Here is an 18,914-nt window from a genome sequence, read left to right as displayed (position 1 = left end):
CGTGAATCCGTACGTGCCGATCCTGGTACTGGGGGCGATCGCGACGGCCTTCGCCGTGTTCTCAGTCGGAGTGGCGCGGTACGTGGGGCCCCGGCGCCGCAACCGGGCCAAGCTCGAGGCCTACGAGTGCGGCATCGATCCGTCGCCGCATCCCACGGGCGGCGGCCGCTTCCCGGTGAAGTTCTACCTCACGGCGATGCTCTTCATCATCTTCGACATCGAGATCGTCTTCCTCTATCCGTGGGCCGTGCACTTCGATGTGCTCGGTTTCTACGGGCTCCTCGCGATGGCCCTGTTCCTGGTGAACGTGTCCGTCGCCTATGCCTACGAATGGCGCCGAGGCGGTCTCGAATGGGATTAGAGGACAAGGTCCCCGGCGGCTTCCTGCTGTCGACTCTGGAGACGGTGGCGGGGTACGCACGGAAGGGTTCCCTGTGGCCGGCCACCTTCGGCCTGGCGTGCTGCGCCATCGAGATGATGGCCACCACCGGCCCGCGGTTCGACATCGCCCGGTTCGGCATGGAGGCCTTCCGCGCCTCGCCCCGGCAGGCCGACCTCATGATCGTCGCCGGACGGGTCAGCCAGAAGATGGCGCCGGTACTGCGACAGGTGTACGACCAGATGGCCGAGCCGAAATGGGTTCTGGCCATGGGGGTGTGCGCCAGCTCGGGCGGCATGTTCAACAACTACGCCATCGTGCAGGGAGTGGACCACGTGGTTCCCGTGGACATCTACCTCCCCGGCTGCCCGCCCCGCCCGGAGATGCTGCTCAACGCGCTGATCGCGCTGCACGAGAAGGTGGCGCACACCCCCATGGGCAGCAACCGCGAGGAGGCCCGCCGCGCCGCCGAGGCCGCCGCCCTCGCCGCCACGCCCACCATCGAACTCCGGGGACTGTTGCGATGACCGACACTCCCGAAACACCCGACGGTGCGGTCGAACCCGCCGGTCCGGCACCGGATGTGGTGCGCACCAGAGAGGGCATGTTCGGCTCCAGCGGCACCGGCGACACCTCGGGGTACGGCCGCATCAGGCGCCCCGTCGCGATGCCCGGACCGGGCGCCGAGCCGCTCCCGGACGGGTACGACGGGGTGCTGGCCCGGCTGCGCGAGGCGCTCTCCGAGCACGAGGGTGCGCCACCCTTCGCCGATGCGGTGGACGCGGTGGTGGTGCACCGCGGCGAGGTCACGCTGCAGGTGCCGCGCGAGCACCTCGTGGCCGTGGCGCGGCTGCTGCGCGACGATCCGCAGCTGCGATTCGAGATGTGCCTGGGCACCTCGGGCGTGCACTTCCCCGAGGACCCGGGCGCCGAGCTGCGCGCGGTGACGCATCTGCAGTCCATCACCCACGGCCGGCGGCTACGGCTCGAAACCCGCTGCCCCGATGCCGATCCGCACGTCCCGTCGCTGTTCGCCGTGTATCCCACCGTGGACTGGCACGAGCGGGAGACCTACGACTTCTTCGGGATCGTCTTCGACGGACACCCGTCACTCACCCGCATCGAGATGCCCGACGATTGGGACGGGCACCCGCAGCGCAAGGACTACCCGCTGGGCGGAATCGGCGTCGAATTCCTCGGGGCCCAGGTGGCGCCGCCCGAATCGCGGAGGTCGTACTCGTGACCGCCACGTACACCGCCATGGGCTCGGACTGGGACGACATCGCCGCCGAGGCAGCCGGCCACGAGCGGATCGTGGTGAACATGGGCCCGCAGCATCCGTCGACGCACGGCGTGCTGCGCCTGATCCTGGAACTCGACGGCGAGACGGTGACCGAGGCCCGGTGCGGGATCGGATTCCTGCACACCGGGATCGAGAAGAACCTGGAATTCCGCAACTGGACCCAGGGCACCACCTTCGTGACCCGGATGGACTACCTGGCGCCCCTGTTCAACGAGACCGCCTACTGCCTGGCGGTGGAGAAGCTGCTGGGCGTCACCGACGAGATCCCCGAGCGGGCCTCGGTGATCCGGGTGCTCATGATGGAGTTGAACCGGGTCACCAGCCATCTGGTCGCGCTGGCAACGGGGGGCATGGAACTGGGCGCGGTCTCCCCCATGCTCAAGGGTTTCGAGATCCGCGAACAGATCCTCGACGTCTTCGAGACGATCACCGGCCTGCGGATGAATCACGCGTACATCCGGCCCGGCGGTGTGGCCGCCGACCTGCCCGACGATGCGGTGCCACAGATCCGCGAGCTCCTGCGCACGCTGCCGCCGCAACTGGATGCGATGGCCTCGATGCTCACGGGCAATCCGATCTGGATGGCCCGCACCAAGGACGTCGGCTACCTCGATCTCACCGGCGCCGTGGCCCTGGGCATCACCGGTCCCGTGCTCCGCTCCACCGGCCTCCCCCACGACCTGCGCCGCAGCGAACCCTACTGCGGCTACGAGGACTACGAGTTCGACGTGATCACCGACACCGGCTGCGATTGCTACGGCCGGTACCTGATCCGGGTGCACGAGATGACGCAGTCACTGCGGATCGTGGAACAGTGCCTGGACCGCCTCGAACCCGGTCCGGTGATGATCGACGACGCCCGCATCGGCTGGCCCGCCGATCTCACCGTGGGCCCCGACGGGCTGGGCAATTCGCGCGCTCACATCGCGGAGATCATGGGCGAGTCGATGGAATCGCTGATCCACCACTTCAAGTTGGTCACCGAGGGATTCGCGGTCCCGGCGGGCCAGGTGGCGGTCTCGGTGGAATCGCCGCGCGGCGAGCTGCTGGTGCACGCGGTCAGCGACGGCGGCACCCGCCCGTACCGCGTGCACTTCCGCGATCCGTCGTTCACCAATCTCCAGGCGGTCGCCGCGATGTGCGAGGGCGGCATGATCTCGGACGTGATCGCGGCCGTTGCCAGCATCGATCCCGTGATGGGGGGTGTGGACCGATGAGCGAGCCCGTCTTCCTGGAATTCGGTGCACGGCAGCACGAATCGGTGCAACTATACCGGCCCGGCGCCCCCACCGAGTACCCCGCCGATGTCGCCGACCGGCTCGGCGCCGACGCGGCCGTCCTGATCGCGCGGTACCCCGAGCCCAGGTCGGCGCTGCTTCCGCTGCTGCACCTGGTGCAATCGGAGGACGGCTACATCACCCCCGCGGGGATCGAATTCTGCGCCCGCACCCTGGATCTCACGGCGGCCGATGTGGTGTCGGTGGCCACCTTCTACTCCATGTACCGGCGCGGCCCCACCGGCGAGTACCTGGTGGGCGTGTGCACCACCACGCTCTGCGCCGTGCTCGGCGGCGACGCGATCCTCTCCTCGCTGTGCGATCACCTCGGTATCGAGCCCGGAGGGACCACCGCCGACGGCAAGGTCACCGTCGAGCGGATCGAATGCAACGCCGCCTGCGATTACGCGCCGGTGATCATGGTCAACTGGGAGTTCTTCGACGATCAGACCGTGGCGAGCGCCCGCGCCCTCGTCGACGCCCTCCGGGCGGGCACGGCACCGTCGCCCACCCGCGGCGCGCCGCTGCTTCCCTTCCGCGAGACCTCCCGCCTGCTGGCCGGATTCGACGACGACCGCCCCGGCGCGGTCTCCGCGTCGGGCGCCGGCGGCGCACCCACCCTGGAGGGCCTGCGGGCCGCGAAGGGGGCACCGTCGTGACCGCGCACCTGACCCCCGTGCTGACCGCGCACTGGGGCGATCCCGAGCCCTGGACCCTGGACTCGTACCGTGCCGCGGGCGGCTACCGCGGCCTGGATCGCGCGCTGGCGATGGCGCCGGACGCGGTGATCGAGCTGGTCAAGGACGCCGGTCTGCGGGGCCGCGGCGGCGCGGGTTTCCCCACCGGGCTCAAGTGGAGCTTCATCCCGCAGCTGCGCGAGGGCGAGGAGCCGAAGCCCGGTGCCGATAAGCCGCACTACCTGGTGGTGAACGCCGACGAATCGGAACCGGGCACCTGCAAGGACATGCCGCTGATGTTCGCCACCCCGCACACGCTGGTGGAGGGCGTGATCATCGCGTCGTACGCGATCCGCGCGCGGCACGCCTTCATCTACGTCCGTGGCGAGGTGCTGGGGGTGCAGCGCCGGCTCCGGGCCGCGGTCGCGGAGGCCTATGCGGCGGGGTATCTCGGAGCGCCGCTCGGCGACGGTTTCTCTCTGGACCTCACGGTGCACGGCGGTGCGGGCGCGTACATCTGCGGTGAGGAGACCGCGCTGCTCGATTCGCTGGAGGGGCGCCGGGGCCAGCCCCGACTCCGTCCGCCCTTCCCCGCCGTCGCGGGCCTCTACGCCTCGCCCACGTGCGTCAACAACGTCGAGTCCATCGCCAGTGTGCCGGCGATCCTGGCGAACGGCGCCGACTGGTTCCGCACCATGGGCACGGAGAAGTCGCCCGGTTTCACGCTGTACTCGATCTCCGGGCACGTGGTGCGGCCCGGCCAGTACGAGGCGGCGCTCGGCGTCACGCTGCGCGAGATGCTGGAGCTCGCGGGCGGGGTGCGGCCGGGTCACGAGCTGAAGTTCTGGACGCCGGGCGGATCGTCGACCCCGCTGCTCACCGCGGAACACCTGGACGTGCCCCTGGACTACGAGGGCGTGGCCGGCGCGGGTTCGATGCTGGGCACCAAGGCGCTGCAGATCTTCGACGACACGGTGTGCGTGGTGCGAGCGGTACTGCGCTGGCTGGAGTTCTACGCCCACGAATCCTGCGGCAAGTGCACGCCGTGCCGCGAGGGCACGTACTGGCTGGTGCGGCTGCTGCGCCGGTTGGAGCGGGGCGAGGGCGAGCAGCAGGACCTGCAGACCCTCGCCGATGTGGCCGACGGCGTGCTGGGCAAGGCCTTCTGCGCGCTGGGCGACGGTGCCGCGAGCCCGATCCTGAGTTCGCTGCAGTACTTCCGCGAGGAGTACGAGCGGCACGTGACCGAGGGCGCGTGCCCCTTCGATCCGGCGGCGGCGATGCGCGAGGCACCGGTCTCGGGAGGTGCGCTGTGACGGTGAAGGCGAGCATCGACGGCATCGAGATCGAGGTCCCGCCTGGCACTCTGGTGATCCGCGCGGCTGAACAGTTGGGCATCGCGATCCCCCGGTTCTGCGATCATCCGCTGCTGGCACCCGCGGGCGCGTGCCGACAGTGCCTGGTCGATGTGGAGGGCCAGCGCAAGCCGCTCGCCTCGTGCACCACCACCGTGACGGACGGGATGGTGGTGCGCACGCAGGCCACCTCGGCGGAAGCGGCGGGTGCGCAGCGCAGCGTGATGGAGCTGCTGCTGGTCAACCATCCGCTGGACTGTCCGGTGTGCGACAAGGGCGGCGAGTGCCCGCTGCAGAACCAGGCGATGTCGGCCGGCCGTGCCGTCTCGCGTTTCCCCGCGGCGGATAAGCGCACCTACCCCAAGCCGATCCCGATCTCCGCCGAGGTGCTGCTCGACCGCGAACGGTGCGTGCTGTGCGCGCGGTGCACCCGCTTCGCCGACGAGATCGCCGGTGACGATTTCATCGAGTTGCTCGATCGCGGCGCCCTGCAGCAGGTGGGCACGGCGGGCGATGAACCGCTGGACTCCTACTTCTCCGGGAACACGGTGCAGATCTGCCCGGTGGGCGCGCTCACCTCCACCGACTACCGGTTCCGGGCCCGGCCCTTCGATCTCACGTCCACGCCCTCGGCGTGCGAGCACTGCGCGAGCGGCTGTTCGCTGCGGGTGGACCACCGCCGCGGCGAGGTGCTGCGCCGCCTCGCAGGCGAGGACGCGGAGGTCAACGAGGAGTGGAACTGCGACAAGGGCCGCTGGGCGTTCGGCTACGCCACGATGCCGGACCGGATCACCACGCCGCTGGTCCGCGGGGCCGACGGTGCGCTCGCCCCGGCGTCCTGGCCCGAGGCGATCGCCGCCGCGGCCGCGGGACTGCGCGGGCGGACCGCGGCGGTCCTGGCCGGGGGCCGCGGCACCGTCGAGGACCTGTACGCCTACTCGGCCTTCGCGCGGGTGGCCCTGCGCACCAACGATGTCGACTTCCGGATCCGGGCGCACAGCGCGGAGGAGGCGGCGTTCCTGGGTTCCGGCGCCGCGGGCGGGGTCACCTACGCCGACCTGGAGTCCGCGCCGGTGGTGCTGCTCGCGGGCCTCGAACCGGAGGAGGAGTCGCCGATCGTGCACCTGCGGCTGCGCAAGGCGGTCCGCTCCGGCAGCACGTGCGTGCTGTCCGTGGCCCCCTACGCCTCCCGCGGCCTGGGTCGGCTCCGCGGCGAGCTGATCCCCTGCCGGCCGGGCGAGGAGGCGCGGGGCCTCGCCGGGCTCGCCGACCGGTTGCCCGACGGTGCCGTCATCCTCGTCGGCGAGCGGCTCGCGGAGGCACCGGGCGCGTTCTCGGCGGCAGTCGCGCTCGCCGCCACCACCGGGGCCCGCCTGGCGTGGATCCCCCGCCGCGCCGGCGAACCGGGCGCGGTGGCCGCGGGGGCCCTGCCGAATCTGCTTCCCGGCGGCCGCAGCATCGACGACCCCGCGCACCGCGCCGACCTCGAAAAGCTGTGGCGCACCGAGGTCCCGGCCACGCCCGGCCGCGACACCGGGGCGATCCTCGCCGCCGCCGAGGCGGGCGAGTTATCGGCACTCGTCTGCGGCGCCGTGGAGGTCTCCGACCTGCCCCGTCCCGAGGCCGCGCGCCGCGCCCTGGAGGCCGGTTTCGTGGTGAGCCTGGAGCAACGCGCGTCCGCCGTCACCGCCCGCGCCGACGTGGTGCTGCCGGTGGCGACGGTGGCGCAGCGTTCCGGCACCTTCCGCGATTGGGAGGGCCGCGATCGCCGGTTCGACGCCGCGCTCCCCGCCCCCGGCGCGCTGCCGGATGCTCGGGTACTCGCGGTGCTGGCCGCCGCGTTGGGCGTCGATCTGGGGTTCACCGACGCCGACGGTGCCGCGGCCGCACTCGCCGCGCTCGGGAACGCGGCCACGGGGCGCACCGTCGAACCCGTTGCGCCCGTTCCGGTGCCGGAGCCCGGACCCGGCGAGGCCCTGCTCGCCACCTGGCGGCAGCTGCTCGACCTGGGCCGCGGACAGGACGGTGAGCCGAACCTCGCGGCCACGGCCCGGCCGCCCGTGGCGCGGCTGTCGGCCGCTACGGCGGCGGAGATCGGTGCCGTCGATTCCGTGACCGTGTCCACGGACCGCGGTGCGATCACGCTGCCGCTCGTCGTGACGGACATGCCCGACCGGGTGGTGTGGCTTCCGCGGAACTCGCCCGGCAGCACCGTGTGCGAGACCCTCGGCGCGGGTTGGGGCGCCGTGGTGCGGATCGAGGCGGCGCCATGAGCCTGCCCGCGATCGGACCGCACGAGACCGTGGACCTCTCGGCCTTCGGCCGGGACCCGCTGTGGCTGATCCTGCTCAAGGCCGTGGCGGTGTTCGCCTTCCTCGTCCTCACCGTGCTGTCCGCGATCCTCATCGAACGCAAGGTGATGGCGCGGATGCAGCATCGGTACGGACCGAACCGACTGGGGCCGTTCGGCATCCTGCAATCGCTGGCGGACGGCATCAAGCTCGCGCTCAAGGAGGGCATCACCCCGAACGGCGTCGACAAGCCGGTGTACCTGCTGGCACCGATCATCGCGACCATCCCCGCCTTCCTCGCCTTCGCGGTGATCCCCTTCGGCCCCGAGGTCTCGATCCTCGGCACCCGCACTCCCCTGCAGCTCACTGATCTCCCCGTGGCGGTGCTCTACATCCTGGCGGTCACCAGCATCGGGGTGTACGGCATTGTGCTGGCCGGTTGGTCCTCGGGATCGACCTACCCCCTGCTCGGCGGGTTGCGTTCCACCGCACAGGTGATCAGCTACGAGGTGGCGATGGGCCTGTCGTTCGCGGCGGTCTTCCTGTACGCGGGCACGATGGCCACCTCCGGCATCGTCGCCGCACAGGACGGCACCTGGTACATCTTCCTGCTGCTGCCCTCGTTCGCGGTGTACGTGATCTCCATGGTGGGCGAGACCAACCGCGCCCCCTTCGACCTGCCCGAGGCCGAGGGCGAGCTGGTGGGCGGCTTCCACACCGAGTACAGCTCGCTGAAGTTCGCCATGTTCATGCTCGCGGAGTACGTGAACATGACCACCGTCTCGGCGTTGGCCACGACGCTGTTCCTCGGCGGGTGGCACGCACCGTGGCCGCTGAACCTGTGGGACGGCGCGAATTCCGGCTGGTGGCCGGTGGTGTGGTTCGTGGCGAAGGTGTGGGTGTTCCTGTTCGGGTTCATCTGGCTGCGCACCACGCTGCCCCGGCTGCGGTACGACCAGTTCATGCGGTTCGGCTGGCAGCTGTTGATCCCGAGCGCGCTGGTGTGGGTGCTGGTGGCCGGCGGGGTCCAGGCCTGGGCGCTGGAGGGCAACGACGTCACGGTGCTCGCCCCCGTGGTCTCGGTGGTCTTCACGCTCGGCGTGATCGGCGTGCTGGCGCTGCGCCACCGGCGGCAGCAGGAACCGCCCGGTCCACCTGATCCGCAGACCTATTCGCTGCCCTTCGACCCGATGGCGGGCGGCTTCCCGGTGCCCCCGCTGCCCGGCCAGTACCTGCCCGAGTCCGCGCATCCCGCACCGAAGTCCCAGGAGGTGTCCCATGGCTGATCCCCTCGGTCTCGGCGGTTTCGGTGTCACCCTGCGCACGATGCTCAGCAAACCGGTCACCGAGAGCTATCCGGAGCAGAAGGAGCCGACCGCCGAGCGCTATCACGGCCGGCACCAGCTCAACCGGTACGCGGACGGGTTGGAGAAGTGCATCGGCTGCGAGCTGTGCGCGTGGAGCTGTCCCGCGGATGCCATCTACGTGGAGGGCGCCGACAACACCGAGGAGGAGCGGTACTCCCCCGGCGAGCGGTACGGCCGGGTGTATCAGATCAACTACCTGCGGTGCATCGGCTGCGGGTTGTGCGTGGAGGCGTGCCCCACCCGCGCACTGACGATGACCAACGAGTACGAGATGGCCGACGGTGAGCGGGCCGAGCTGATCTACGACAAGGACCACCTGCTCGCCCCGCTGAATCCCGGCGAGGAGCCGCCGCCGCACGCGATGCGCCCGGGCACCTCCGCGGCCGACTACTACCGCGGCGAGGTGGACTCGTGACCGGAGAAGAGGTGGCCTTCTGGATCGTCGCGATCCCCGCGGTGCTGTTCGCCCTCGGCGTGGTGCTGGCGTCGAAGGCCGTGTACTCGGCGCTGTGCCTGGCGGCCACCATGATCCTGCTGGCCGTGGCGTACCTGGCGCAGGGCGCGATGTTCCTCGGCGTGGTCCAGGTGGTGGTGTACACCGGCGCCGTCATGATGCTGTTCCTGTTCGTGGTGATGCTGGTGGGCGTCGACTCGTCGGATTCGTTGGTCGAGACCCTGCGCGGGCATCGCGTGGCCGCCGCGATCGCGGGCACCGGATTCGGCCTGCTGCTGGTGACCCTCATCGCCCGTGCCACGCTGCCGATCCCGCGGCCCGTGAACGGCATGCCGCCGCAGTACCCCCCGAACTCGGTGGAGGCGCTCGCGGACACCGTCTTCGTGCGGTACGTGTGGGCCTTCGAGCTGACGGCGGCGCTGCTCATCACGGCGACGCTCGGTGCGATGATCCTCGCCCACCGCGACAAGCTCTCCACCGCACTGTCCCAGCGCGAGCAGTCCATCCGCCGATTCCAGGACGGCCGCCGCGCGACCCCGCTGCCGAACCCCGGTGTGTACGCCCGCGGCAACGCCGTCGACCTCCCGGCCCTGCTGCCCGACGGCACGCCCGCGGCGGATTCGGTGAACCGCACGCTCACCCCGCGCGCCCCGGGGCAGCGCCGCGAGCTCGCCGGCCGGCCGCGCACCCTCGACGACGATCCCGCCTCCCGCACGGAGGTGACGTCGTGAACCCGCACCTGTACCTGTACCTCGCGGCGTTGCTCTTCGCGATCGGCTCCGCCGGGGTCCTGCTGCGCCGCAACGCCATCGTGGTGTTCATGTGCGTCGAGCTGATGCTCAACGCCGCCAATCTCGCGCTGGTGACCGCCGGGCGCCTGCACGCCGTCCCGCAGGGCCAGGTGCTCGCCTTCTTCACGATGGTCGTCGCCGCGGCGGAGGTGGTGGTGGGCCTGGCCATCATCATCGCGATCTTCCGCGCCCGGAGGTCGGTGTCCGTCGACGAGCCGCACCTGCTGAGGCGGTGACCCGTGACGGCTTTGATAGCGGCACTGCCGCTGATCCCCCTCGCCGGAGCGGCGCTGCTACTGCTCGGCGGGCGCCGGACCGATGCCTGGGGACACCTGCTGGGCACGGCGGTCGCGGCGGCCTCGTTCGTGGTGTCGGCGGTGCTGTTCGCCGATCTGGTGTCCCGCGATGTGGCCGATCGATCCGTGGGTACCGTTGTCTACCATTGGTTCTCGGGTGGCTCCCTCTCCGTTGACCTGGCCTTCCGGCTCGATCAGTTGTCGGTGTGCTTCGCCCTGCTGATCACCGGCGTGGGCACGCTGATCCACGTGTACTCCATCGGGTACATGGCCGACGATCCGGGACGGCGCCGCTTCTTCGGCTATCTGAACCTGTTCCTCGGCGCCATGCTGGTGCTGGTGCTGGCCGATGATCTGGTGGTCCTCTACCTGGGATGGGAGGGCGTGGGGCTGGCCTCGTACCTGCTGATCGGCTTCTGGCAGCAGAAGCCCTCCGCGGCCTCGGCGGCGCGGAAGGCCTTCGTGGTCAACCGCGTCGGCGACATGGGGCTGGCCCTGGCGGTCGCGGTGACGCTCGCGGCCTTCGGCACCACCTCGTTCGGCGGGTTCCTCCCCCGCGCCGGTGAGGCGGAGTCGAGCACTATCACCTGGCTCGGGCTCCTGCTGCTCCTGGCGGCGTGCGCGAAATCGGCGCAGGTCCCGTTGCAGAGCTGGCTGGGCGATGCGATGGAGGGCCCCACCCCGGTGTCCGCGCTGATCCACGCCGCCACCATGGTGACCGCCGGCGTGTACCTCATCGTGCGCACCGGCCCGGTCTTCGAGGCGGCGCCGATCGCGCAGGGCGCCGTGCTCGCCGTGGGCACCGTGACCCTGCTCTTCGGCGCCGTGATCGGCTGCGCCAAGGACGACATCAAGAAGGCCCTGGCGGCGTCGACGATGAGCCAGATCGGGTACATGGTGCTGGCCGCCGGCCTCGGCCCCGCCGGGTACGCGCTCGCGATCGCGCACCTGCTCGCCCACGGCTGCTTCAAGGCCGGACTGTTCCTGGGTGCCGGGTCGGTGATGCACGGGATGAACGACGAGACCGATATGCGCCGCTACGGCGGGCTGCGCTCCGTCATGCCGATCACCGCCGTCACCTTCGGCCTGGGCTATATGGCGATCATCGGGATTCCGCCGCTCTCGGGTTTCTACACCAAGGACGGCATCATCGAGGCCGCGCTGGGCCGGGGCGGATTCTGGGGGATCGTGGTGGGCGGCACCGCGATCGTCGGCGCCGGGATCACCGGCTTCTACATGACCCGCGTCATGGTGCTCACCTTCTTCGGTGAGCGCCGGTGGCGCGAGGACGCGCACCCGCACGAATCGCCGCACGTGATGACGGCGCCGATGATCGTGCTCGCCGTCGGCAGCGTGGGCGCCGGCGCCGCGCTGATGGTGGGCGGCCGGATCACCGATTTCCTCGCGCCCGCGGTGGGGACCGCGCCGCCCGCGCACCACCTGCTCCCCGCCTGGGCGGTCACGGCGCTGGTACTGGGCGCCGTCGCGATCGGTGTCGCGGTGGCGGTCCGCGTCACGCGGACGGTGCCCGAGCAGGCACCGTCGGACGTCTCCCCGCTCACCCGCGCCGCGCGGCAGGACCTCTACGGCGATGCGCTCAACGAGGCCGTCTTCATGCGGCCCGGGCAGGCCGCGACGGCCGCGCTGGTGGCGGTGGAGGACAGGGCGCTCGACGGTGCGGTGGGCCTGGTTCCCGAGGGCGTACGCGGGGCGTCGGGTGTGTTGCGGCACTGGCAGACCGGGTACGCGCGCAGCTACGCGCTCACGATGCTGGCGGGGGCGGCGGTACTCATCGGCGCGGTGGCGGTGTGGATCTCATGAGCGCGCCCTGGCTGACCCTGCTGTGGGCGGTGCCCGCGGTGGGCGCCGTCGCGGCCGCGGCGGTCCCCCGGGCCGCGCGCTGGATCGGGTACGCGGCCGCGCTCGTCGCGCTCGGCGTCGCGGTGGGCCTGGCCGCTGCCTTCGACACCGGGGGCGGCTTCCAGTTCGCCGAATCGCACCGCTGGATACCGTCGTTCGGTGCGGGGTACCGGCTCGCGCTCGATGGGACCGGCCTCGTGCTGGTTCTGCTGACCGCCGCGCTGGTCCCGATCCTGCTGCTCGCCGGACGGCGCGAGACCGCACCCGAGGGCAGCGGACGCCTGGCGGGCGCCTACGTCGCGCTGACGCTCGCGGTGGAGGCGGGCGTGCTGCTGAGCTTCGTCGCCACCGACGTGCTGCTGTTCTACCTGGTGTTCGAGGCCATGCTGATCCCGCTGTACTTCCTGATCGGCGGGTACGGCGGCACCGGCAGCGAGCCCGGACGGCGATCGCGGGCCGCGGTGAAGTTCCTGCTCTACAACCTGGCGGGCGGCCTGATCATGCTGGCCGCGGTGGTCAGCCTGTACGCCACCACCGGCACCTTCGACCTGCGCGCGGCGGCGGGAAGCATCGAACCCGGTGCGGCGCAGAACCTCATGTTCCTGGGCTTCCTGTTCGCCTTCGCGGTGAAGGCGCCGCTGTGGCCCCTGCACACCTGGCTTCCCGGTGCCGCCGTGCAGACGACGCCGCCCACCGCGGTGCTGATGATGGCGGTGGTCGACAAGGTGGGCACCTTCGGGATGCTGCGCTACTGCCTCACGTTGTTCCCCGACGCCTCCGCGAAGTTCGCCCCGTGGATCGCCGCACTGGCGGTGATCGGCATCGTCTACGGCGCGGTACTGGCCATCGGGCAGAGCGATGTGATGGCGCTGATCGCGTACACCTCGATCTCCCATTTCGGCTTCATCATCCTCGGGATCTTCGCCCGCACCGGCGATTCGCAGGCCGGTTCGGTGCTGTACATGGTGAACCACGGGGTCGCCACGGCCGCGCTCTTCCTGGTGGCCGGAGTCCTGGTGGCGCGCCGCGGAAGTCGCCGTATCGCCGACTTCGGCGGCGCCTGGGCGAAGGCCCCGAAGCTGGGGGCGATCTTCCTGATCGCCGGGCTCGCGACGCTGTCGCTTCCGGGGTTGGGGCCCTTCGTCTCCGAACTACTGGTGGTCGTCGGCACCTACCCGCGGTGGGCGGTGGCCGCGATGGTCGCGGTGACCGCGCTCGTCCTGTCGGCGATGTACGTCCTGTGGACCTACCAGCGGATCTTCACCGGCCCCACACCGGTGTCGGTGGCGCGCACCGTCGACGACGCCCGCCCGGGCGAGCTCGCCGTCCTGGTCCCGCTCATCGTCGCCCTGTTCGCCCTGGGCCTGTTCCCCGGGCCGGTACTGGATGCGATCAATCCGTCCGTGGCCGCGACCAGTGAGGTCGTGCGATGAACCCGTCGATCGAGTACGCGCAGATCGCCCCGGCGCTGATCGTCTTCGGCGCCGCGATCATCGGCGTGCTGGTGGAGGCCTTCGCCCCCGCCGCGTCGCGCACCGTGGTGCACGGGGTGCTGAGCGGTACCGCGGTGGTCGCGGCCTTCGTCGCGGTGGTCGCCCTCGCGAACGACGATGCGTCGCCGCGCGCGGTGATCCTCGGATCGGTGGCGGCGGACGGATTGTCGCTGGCCCTGCAGGGCCTGTTGCTGATCGCGGCACTGCCCGCGCTGGCGCTGATGGTGGCGCGGGGCAATCCGCTCACGCACACCGAGGCGGTGCCGCTGGCGATGTTCGCGCTCGGCGGCATGCTGGCCTTCGTCTCGGCGGAGGACTGGCTCACGCTGTTCGTGGCGCTCGAGGTGTTCTCGCTGCCGCTGTACCTGATGTGCGCACTGGCGCGGCGTCGCGATCTGCTGCCGCTGGAGGCGGCGCTGAAGTACTTCCTGTTGGGCGCGTTCAGCTCCGCGATCCTGTTGTTCGGTGTGGCGCTGCGGTTCGCCGCCACCGGTTCCACGGACATCGCCGCGGCGCCGCAGGACGAGGTGCTCGGCGCGGCCGGCGCCGCCCTGATCGGCGTGGGCCTGCTGTTCAAGGTGGGTGCCGTCCCGTTCCATTCGTGGGTGCCCGATGTCTATCAGGGCGCGCCCACGCCCGTGACGGCGTTCATGGCGTCGGCCACCAAGATCGCCGCGTTCGGCGTGCTGGTGCGGATCACCATGGTGGCCTTCGACGACGTCCCCTGGCGGCCGGTGGCCGCCGTGGTGGCCGTCGCGACCCTCGCGGTCGGCTCGATCGCGGCGGTGACCCAGTCGGACGTGAAGCGGATGTTGGCGTACTCGGCGATCGCGCACACGGGCTTCCTGTTGGTGGGCGTGTACGCGGGGACGGTCCGCGGGATGGGGGCGGTGTGCTTCTACCTGGCGGTCTACGCGCTGAGCACCGTCGGCGCGTTCGCGGTGGCGGGTGCGGTGCGCGAGGTCCAGCCCGACGGCCGGACTGTCGAGGTGAGCGAGTTGGACCGGTGGGCGGGTCTCGGGCGGCGCCGGCCCGCACTCGCCGGTGCCATGGCACTGTTCCTGCTGGCCTTCGCCGGCATCCCGTTGACCAGCGGATTCGTCGGCAAGTTCGCGGTCTTCGCGGCAGCGGCGGAGCGGGGCGGGGTGTGGCTCGTGGTGGTCGGCGTGCTCGCGAGCGCGGTGGCGGCTGTGTTCTACCTGCGGGTGATCGTGACGATGTACTTCGCCCCCGACCACGAGTACACGCCCGAGGTGCCCGCCGCCGACACTCTCACCTGGTTCGCGATCGGCGTGGGCGCCGTCTCGGTGGTGGTGCTGGGCGTGTACCCGCAGCCGCTGTTGGACCTGTTCGGCGATCTGTCGCTGTTGGGGCGGTGAGACGGTGTACGCACGGCACTACAATCGATCTTCATGAGTGAGAAGCCGCTTCCGTTCAGCAACGGCCTGCAGTTGAAATCGATGGGGGCCGTGCTGCTGCTGGTGCTGGGCGTGCTGATCTGGCGGCTGACCGATGCCACCACCACCGGTGCCCGCGCGCTGTACATCGGGGCGATCGTCTTCGAGATCCTGTTCTTCGTGGGCCTGGTGTACGCCAGCCGCACCATCAAGAACCAGTACGCCCGCGCCGAGGAGGCGTATCAGAAGCAGGTCGCGGCGCAGAAGGACGATTCCGTCGCCGCGCCCGCCTCGGATTCCGTGCCCACCTCGGATTCCGTGCCCGCCTCCGACCCCGTGCCCGACACCGCCGGGGAGGCGGACACGAAGTGACCACGGCGAAGCCGCGCAAGCGGATGACGGCCGCGGAGCGCCGCAGCCAGTTGGTGGACACCGCGCGGTCGGTGTTCGCCGACCGCGGCTACGCGGCCGCCACCATCGAGGAGGTGGCCGCGAAGGCCGGCGTCTCGAAACCCGTGGTGTACGAGCACTTCGGCGGTAAGGAAGGCCTGTACGCGGTGGTCGTGGACCGCGAGATGGAGATGGTCCTCGAGGTCTTCTCGCGCGCCATGCTAGAGGACCGGTCGAAGTCGCGGATCGAGCAGATCGCGCTGGCACTGCTCACCTACGTCGAGGAACGCTCCGACGGCTTCCGCATCCTCACCCGCAACAGCTCCGTCGAGCATGCGGGCGGCTACTCCACCCTCCTCAACGACCTGGTCGGGCAGGTGGAGAGCCACCTCGAGGGCGAGTTCGAGCGCAAGCACCTCGATCCCACGCTCGCTCCGCTGTACGCCCAGGCGCTCGTCGGCATGGTCGCGATGACCGCGCAGTGGTGGCTGGAGGTCCGCACGCCGCCGAAGGAGGCCGTGGCCGCACACATCGTGAACCTCTCCTGGTACGGCCTGATCGGCCTCAAGGAGAACCCGGTGGCGATCGAACCGAGCGCGCTCGCTCCGGTGGACGCACCTGCGGACCAGCGGCTCAGCGCTGATCGCTGATCAGCACCGCCCGGGTACCCGGCGCCACGGCCTCGAAGACGTGCGGTGCATCGCCGGGATAGGTCATGAAATCGCCCGGCGCCAGGGTCACGGGGCTGTCGGTGGGCCCCACTCGCGCCTCGCCGCTGCACAGCAGGACGTGTTCGACGGTGCCGAGGACGTGCGCCGCCGACTCGCGGCGTGACCCCGGCTCCGCATCGATTCGGTAGACGTCGCGGCGCACGCCCGGCGGTGAGGCGCTGAGCAGGGTGGCGGCGTAGTCGGCGGAATCGGACGGCACTGTGGCACCTTCGCCCGCGCGCACCACCGTGACCTCCACGTTCCCGCCGCCCAGGAGCTGCGCGAAGGGGATCTCGAGGGCGGTCGCCAGTGCCCACAGCGTTTCCACGCTGGGGTTTCCGGTGCCCGCTTCGAGCTGCGAGAGGGTGGATTTGGCGACATTCGCCCGGCGGGCGAGTTCGGCCATGCTCCAGCCCGCCCGGGTGCGTTCACGCTGGATCCCGGCCGCGATGGCCATGATGGGTACGCTCGACATGTTCGGCAGAAACTCCGATCGTTCGACTTGACGAACTGATGTACTTCAGTTCATCGTAGTGGACATGCGTACGACATGGCGAACGATCGCGGCGGATCCGCTGGTCCGGCCCGCGGCGATGCTCTCGGCGGCGGTGGCCTGCATCGGGCTCGCCTACGGGGCGCAGACGGTGGCCGCCGGCCTGCCGTGGTGGTTCGCGCCCGCGCTCGGTCTCACCGTGCTGGCCGCCTCCTCGGAGATGCTCTTCGTCGGACTCATCGCTGCGGGCGGCGCGCCCGTGGTCGCCTTCGCGGCGGGTGCGCTGGTCAATGCGCGCCACCTTCCCTACGGTCTGGCGGCCGCGCCGTATCTCGGAACCGGGGCGGGTCGCGTGGCGCGGATGCATCTCATCAACGACGAATCGGTCGCGCTGGCGCTGGCCCAGCCCGATGTCGAATCGGGCCGCCGCGGGCTGACCTATGCCGGTGGCGGCATCGCCTTCGCCTGGCCGCTGGGCGCCGCGGCGGGGGCGGCGATCGGGTCGGTGATCTCGCCGGAGGCACTCGGCCTCGATGCGGTGTTCCCGGCGGTGATCCTGGCGCTGCTGATTCCTGCGCTGCGCGAGTCGTCCTCGCGAACACCGCTTCTCGTTGCGGCGCTGCTGGCGCTCGGCGCCGTGCCGTGGGCGCCCACCGGTCTGGCGCCGGTGCTCGCGCTGCTGGCCCTGCCCGTTCTGCGGCTGGCGACGGGGTCGTGGCCGTGATCGCCGTTCTCTGTGCCGGAGCGGCACTCGCGGTGGTCACCTTCCTGTTTCGCGCTGCGGGCCCGATGGTGGTGGGCAGGTTCGAGCTGAGCCCACGTGCGCGGCGCACCGTGGATCTGTGCGCCATGGCCCTGCTGGCGGGAGTGATGGCCACCGCCGCCGTTGCGGACGGCCGGGAACTCGCCGGGTTCGCGCGCTTCGCCGGTGTGGCGGTGGCGGGCCTGTTGGCATGGCGACGCGCGCCGCTCCCACTGGTGATCCTGGCCGCGGGCGCCACCGCCGCCGTACTCCGCCTGGGTGGCATCGATTGACCTATGCCGCCTGGGGCGGTGCCGTGGATCGGTGCACATGCCCGGTGGGCGTCCGGGTTTCGACGGTGTGCCTCCCCGACGGGTCGGTGACGGTACGGCTGGACCAGCCGGCGGCTTCCTTGGCGTAGTTGCACGCCACACACAGCCCCTGCCCGTTGGCCAGGCTCGTGGGGCCACCTTTCGCGTGCGCGACGATGTGGTCGGTGTGGGCGATCGGAGCATCGCAATACGGAGTGCGGCAGTACCGGTCGCGAGCGGCGATCACCTCCGCCAACCCCGCCGGGAACAACCGCGACCGGGAATCCAATGCGACCACCGCCCCGGATTCCGGCTGCACGTACAAGCGTTTGACCCAGGCCACCGCGTTCGCGGCAGCTTTCCCGATCAGGTGGCGGGCGATCTCCGCCGGCAGCGTGCCACCGTTCGCGAGATGCGCAGTGCCCGGCTGGTCACCGAGCAGGACCGCTGCGGGAACGGTGAGATTCACCGTGACCGGCTGCCCGTCGGCGGCATCACGGCCGGTGAGACACGCGAACGCGGTATCGGCCATCACCTGCGCCCGACTCCGCACCTCCCCCGGAGCACCGAACACCGCCTCGGCGGCGCCCTTGAGTGCGGCGTACACGCCGACGGCCTGCGCGACCGGCAGCAGGATCGAAACCCGCGCCATGCAGTCCGGCGCCGGACGAATGGTGACTCGCCGGTCCTTCGCCGCCTGCCCGATCCGATCCACCGTGGCCCGCGCATCCAACCGGTACGCGATCTCCCGCACCCGATCCTGCAATCGCCGCAACCCCAAACCGGCAGCAGCGAAGGTCTCACCACACAGGGCGGAATCGGCCTCGGCTCGCAGTCGCGGTTCCAGATGCGAGAGACCGGAGATGATCACGTCCACCGCCTCCGGCGAGACATCCCCATCGCGTAACCGTGCCGATGTGGCGGGCAGATCCGCCGCCAACACCCGAGCGCGGTTGAGCATGGAAGCGGCGCGATGCGGGGAGACCCGCAACGCCAACCCCACCTCCGCTGCGACACCGGTCTCCCACCGATCCTGCGCGACACCGGCAGCGATCCGCTCACACACCCGCACCCGCAACAACTCCGCGATCAACCGGTACTGATCGAAGACCACCCGCGCCCGAGCCCGCTCCAACCCGGCAAGACTGGCAACAACATCACCGCCATCCCCTGCGGCGGAACCGGATTTGTCTTCCTCGTCCATGACCCGACACTACGACCACCCACTGACAAGTTTTTGACTTGAAACTTCAAGCGGGTCAGGTTGTTTCAGGGCGAGCGACAGCGCAAGCCGGGCCCAGCGCAGGCAATCACCGACTAACCGCCCC

General features: G+C 70.8%; 20 protein-coding genes. 18 read left to right on the top strand and 2 right to left on the bottom strand.

All coding sequences use genetic code 11. The features are described from left to right. The first annotated feature begins 1 nt into the window (after position 1). The 16 genes from TTY48_RS14515 to TTY48_RS14440 are packed head-to-tail and all read left to right on the top strand — an operon-like array spanning position 2 to position 15,980. The gene (locus TTY48_RS14515; RefSeq protein ID WP_220658157.1) at positions 2-361 is read left to right on the top strand and encodes an NADH-quinone oxidoreductase subunit A; all 360 of its coding nucleotides are present in this window, start codon (positions 2-4) and stop codon (positions 359-361) included. Continuing rightward, positions 352-906: an NADH-quinone oxidoreductase subunit B family protein gene (locus TTY48_RS14510; RefSeq protein WP_220658156.1), complete on the top strand. Its 555-nt coding sequence runs from the start codon at positions 352-354 to the stop codon at positions 904-906. Before TTY48_RS14515 ends, TTY48_RS14510 begins: the two co-directional genes overlap by 10 nt. After that, entirely contained in the window at positions 903-1,622 is a 720-nt protein-coding gene (locus TTY48_RS14505; RefSeq protein WP_220658155.1) for an NADH-quinone oxidoreductase subunit C, read from the top strand. The genes TTY48_RS14510 and TTY48_RS14505 overlap by 4 nt, the downstream gene beginning before the upstream one ends. Positions 1,623-1,639: 17 nt before the next feature. Beyond that, positions 1,640-2,899 (top strand): NADH-quinone oxidoreductase subunit D, encoded by a 1,260-nt coding sequence (locus TTY48_RS14500; RefSeq protein ID WP_220658590.1) that lies wholly within the window; start codon positions 1,640-1,642, stop codon positions 2,897-2,899. Beyond that, positions 2,896-3,618: an NADH-quinone oxidoreductase subunit NuoE gene (gene nuoE / locus TTY48_RS14495; RefSeq protein ID WP_220658154.1), complete on the top strand. Its 723-nt coding sequence runs from the start codon at positions 2,896-2,898 to the stop codon at positions 3,616-3,618. Before TTY48_RS14500 ends, nuoE begins: the two co-directional genes overlap by 4 nt. Then, positions 3,615-4,952, top strand: a complete 1,338-nt coding sequence (nuoF, locus tag TTY48_RS14490) for an NADH-quinone oxidoreductase subunit NuoF (RefSeq protein ID WP_255585681.1) — start codon at positions 3,615-3,617, stop codon at positions 4,950-4,952. Before nuoE ends, nuoF begins: the two co-directional genes overlap by 4 nt. A gap of 2 nt (positions 4,953-4,954) precedes the next feature. Then, positions 4,955-7,264, top strand: a complete 2,310-nt coding sequence (locus tag TTY48_RS14485; protein ID WP_220658589.1) for an NADH-quinone oxidoreductase subunit G — start codon at positions 4,955-4,957, stop codon at positions 7,262-7,264. Beyond that, complete coding sequence (nuoH, locus tag TTY48_RS14480) at positions 7,261-8,568, top strand: NADH-quinone oxidoreductase subunit NuoH (RefSeq protein ID WP_220658153.1); 1,308 nt, start codon at positions 7,261-7,263, stop codon at positions 8,566-8,568. The genes TTY48_RS14485 and nuoH overlap by 4 nt, the downstream gene beginning before the upstream one ends. Beyond that, a complete protein-coding gene (nuoI, locus tag TTY48_RS14475; RefSeq protein ID WP_220658152.1) occupies positions 8,561-9,064 on the top strand; it encodes an NADH-quinone oxidoreductase subunit NuoI in 504 nt (167 codons plus the stop codon). Before nuoH ends, nuoI begins: the two co-directional genes overlap by 8 nt. Further along, positions 9,061-9,834, top strand: coding sequence for an NADH-quinone oxidoreductase subunit J (locus TTY48_RS14470; RefSeq protein ID WP_220658151.1), 774 nt, complete (start codon positions 9,061-9,063; stop codon positions 9,832-9,834). Before nuoI ends, TTY48_RS14470 begins: the two co-directional genes overlap by 4 nt. Continuing rightward, positions 9,831-10,130 (top strand): NADH-quinone oxidoreductase subunit NuoK, encoded by a 300-nt coding sequence (gene nuoK / locus TTY48_RS14465; RefSeq protein WP_220658150.1) that lies wholly within the window; start codon positions 9,831-9,833, stop codon positions 10,128-10,130. Before TTY48_RS14470 ends, nuoK begins: the two co-directional genes overlap by 4 nt. Before the next feature lie 3 nt (positions 10,131-10,133). Further along, complete coding sequence (gene nuoL, locus TTY48_RS14460) at positions 10,134-12,011, top strand: NADH-quinone oxidoreductase subunit L (RefSeq protein WP_220658149.1); 1,878 nt, start codon at positions 10,134-10,136, stop codon at positions 12,009-12,011. Next, positions 12,008-13,483, top strand: a complete 1,476-nt coding sequence (locus TTY48_RS14455; RefSeq protein ID WP_220658148.1) for an NADH-quinone oxidoreductase subunit M — start codon at positions 12,008-12,010, stop codon at positions 13,481-13,483. The genes nuoL and TTY48_RS14455 overlap by 4 nt, the downstream gene beginning before the upstream one ends. Beyond that, positions 13,480-14,922 carry an NADH-quinone oxidoreductase subunit NuoN gene (nuoN, locus tag TTY48_RS14450; protein WP_220658147.1) on the top strand — a complete coding sequence of 481 codons (1,443 nt, stop codon included), beginning with the start codon at positions 13,480-13,482 and terminating at the stop codon, positions 14,920-14,922. The genes TTY48_RS14455 and nuoN overlap by 4 nt, the downstream gene beginning before the upstream one ends. 33 nt (positions 14,923-14,955) lie before the next feature. Then, complete coding sequence (locus TTY48_RS14445; protein ID WP_220658146.1) at positions 14,956-15,312, top strand: hypothetical protein; 357 nt, start codon at positions 14,956-14,958, stop codon at positions 15,310-15,312. A gap of 23 nt (positions 15,313-15,335) precedes the next feature. Next, positions 15,336-15,980, top strand: coding sequence for a TetR/AcrR family transcriptional regulator (locus TTY48_RS14440; RefSeq protein ID WP_220658588.1), 645 nt, complete (start codon positions 15,336-15,338; stop codon positions 15,978-15,980). Here TTY48_RS14440 and TTY48_RS14435 read toward each other — a convergent pair. After that, the gene (locus TTY48_RS14435) at positions 15,964-16,515 is read right to left on the bottom strand and encodes a helix-turn-helix domain-containing protein (protein WP_220658145.1); all 552 of its coding nucleotides are present in this window, start codon (positions 16,513-16,515) and stop codon (positions 15,964-15,966) included. The two genes, TTY48_RS14440 and TTY48_RS14435, sit on opposite strands and share 17 nt — an antisense overlap. A gap of 64 nt (positions 16,516-16,579) precedes the next feature. Here TTY48_RS14435 and TTY48_RS14430 point away from each other — a divergent pair, with 64 nt between their 5' ends. Together TTY48_RS14430 and TTY48_RS14425 are read left to right on the top strand one after the other, a co-directional pair. Continuing rightward, the gene (locus TTY48_RS14430; protein WP_255585679.1) at positions 16,580-17,257 is read left to right on the top strand and encodes an AzlC family ABC transporter permease; all 678 of its coding nucleotides are present in this window, start codon (positions 16,580-16,582) and stop codon (positions 17,255-17,257) included. After that, complete coding sequence (locus TTY48_RS14425) at positions 17,254-17,568, top strand: AzlD domain-containing protein (RefSeq protein ID WP_220658143.1); 315 nt, start codon at positions 17,254-17,256, stop codon at positions 17,566-17,568. Before TTY48_RS14430 ends, TTY48_RS14425 begins: the two co-directional genes overlap by 4 nt. 1 nt (position 17,569) lies before the next feature. On the opposite strand, the gene TTY48_RS14420 is transcribed toward TTY48_RS14425, so the two are convergent. Then, positions 17,570-18,790 carry an HNH endonuclease signature motif containing protein gene (locus TTY48_RS14420; protein ID WP_220658142.1) on the bottom strand — a complete coding sequence of 407 codons (1,221 nt, stop codon included), beginning with the start codon at positions 18,788-18,790 and terminating at the stop codon, positions 17,570-17,572. Positions 18,791-18,914: the final 124 nt, after the last annotated feature.

It is taken from the genome of Tsukamurella sp. TY48, from assembly GCF_019656655.1.
In the GTDB taxonomy this organism is placed as follows: Bacteria; Actinomycetota; Actinomycetes; order Mycobacteriales; family Mycobacteriaceae; genus Tsukamurella; species Tsukamurella strandjordii.
Note: the sequence above shows the minus strand (reverse complement) of the source record. Positions and strands in the feature narration are given on the sequence as shown.

Excerpts from the sequence above, each read along its gene's own strand:
- TTY48_RS14440 (WP_220658588.1), top strand. The coding sequence starts at position 15,336 with ATGACGGCCGCGGAGCGCCGCAGCCAGTTGGTGGACACCGCGCGGTCG.
- TTY48_RS14435 (WP_220658145.1), bottom strand. The coding sequence starts at position 16,515 with ATGTCGAGCGTACCCATCATGGCCATCGCGGCCGGGATCCAGCGTGAA.
- TTY48_RS14500 (WP_220658590.1), top strand. The coding sequence starts at position 1,640 with ATGGGCTCGGACTGGGACGACATCGCCGCCGAGGCAGCCGGCCACGAG.
- nuoN (WP_220658147.1), top strand. The coding sequence starts at position 13,480 with ATGAACCCGTCGATCGAGTACGCGCAGATCGCCCCGGCGCTGATCGTC.
- TTY48_RS14445 (WP_220658146.1), top strand. The coding sequence starts at position 14,956 with ATGAGTGAGAAGCCGCTTCCGTTCAGCAACGGCCTGCAGTTGAAATCG.
- nuoI (WP_220658152.1), top strand. The coding sequence starts at position 8,561 with ATGGCTGATCCCCTCGGTCTCGGCGGTTTCGGTGTCACCCTGCGCACG.
- nuoE (WP_220658154.1), top strand. The coding sequence starts at position 2,896 with ATGAGCGAGCCCGTCTTCCTGGAATTCGGTGCACGGCAGCACGAATCG.
- nuoH (WP_220658153.1), top strand. The coding sequence starts at position 7,261 with ATGAGCCTGCCCGCGATCGGACCGCACGAGACCGTGGACCTCTCGGCC.
- TTY48_RS14430 (WP_255585679.1), top strand. The coding sequence starts at position 16,580 with ATGCGTACGACATGGCGAACGATCGCGGCGGATCCGCTGGTCCGGCCC.
- TTY48_RS14510 (WP_220658156.1), top strand. The coding sequence starts at position 352 with ATGGGATTAGAGGACAAGGTCCCCGGCGGCTTCCTGCTGTCGACTCTG.
- TTY48_RS14505 (WP_220658155.1), top strand. The coding sequence starts at position 903 with ATGACCGACACTCCCGAAACACCCGACGGTGCGGTCGAACCCGCCGGT.
- TTY48_RS14455 (WP_220658148.1), top strand. The coding sequence starts at position 12,008 with ATGAGCGCGCCCTGGCTGACCCTGCTGTGGGCGGTGCCCGCGGTGGGC.
- TTY48_RS14420 (WP_220658142.1), bottom strand. The coding sequence starts at position 18,790 with ATGGACGAGGAAGACAAATCCGGTTCCGCCGCAGGGGATGGCGGTGAT.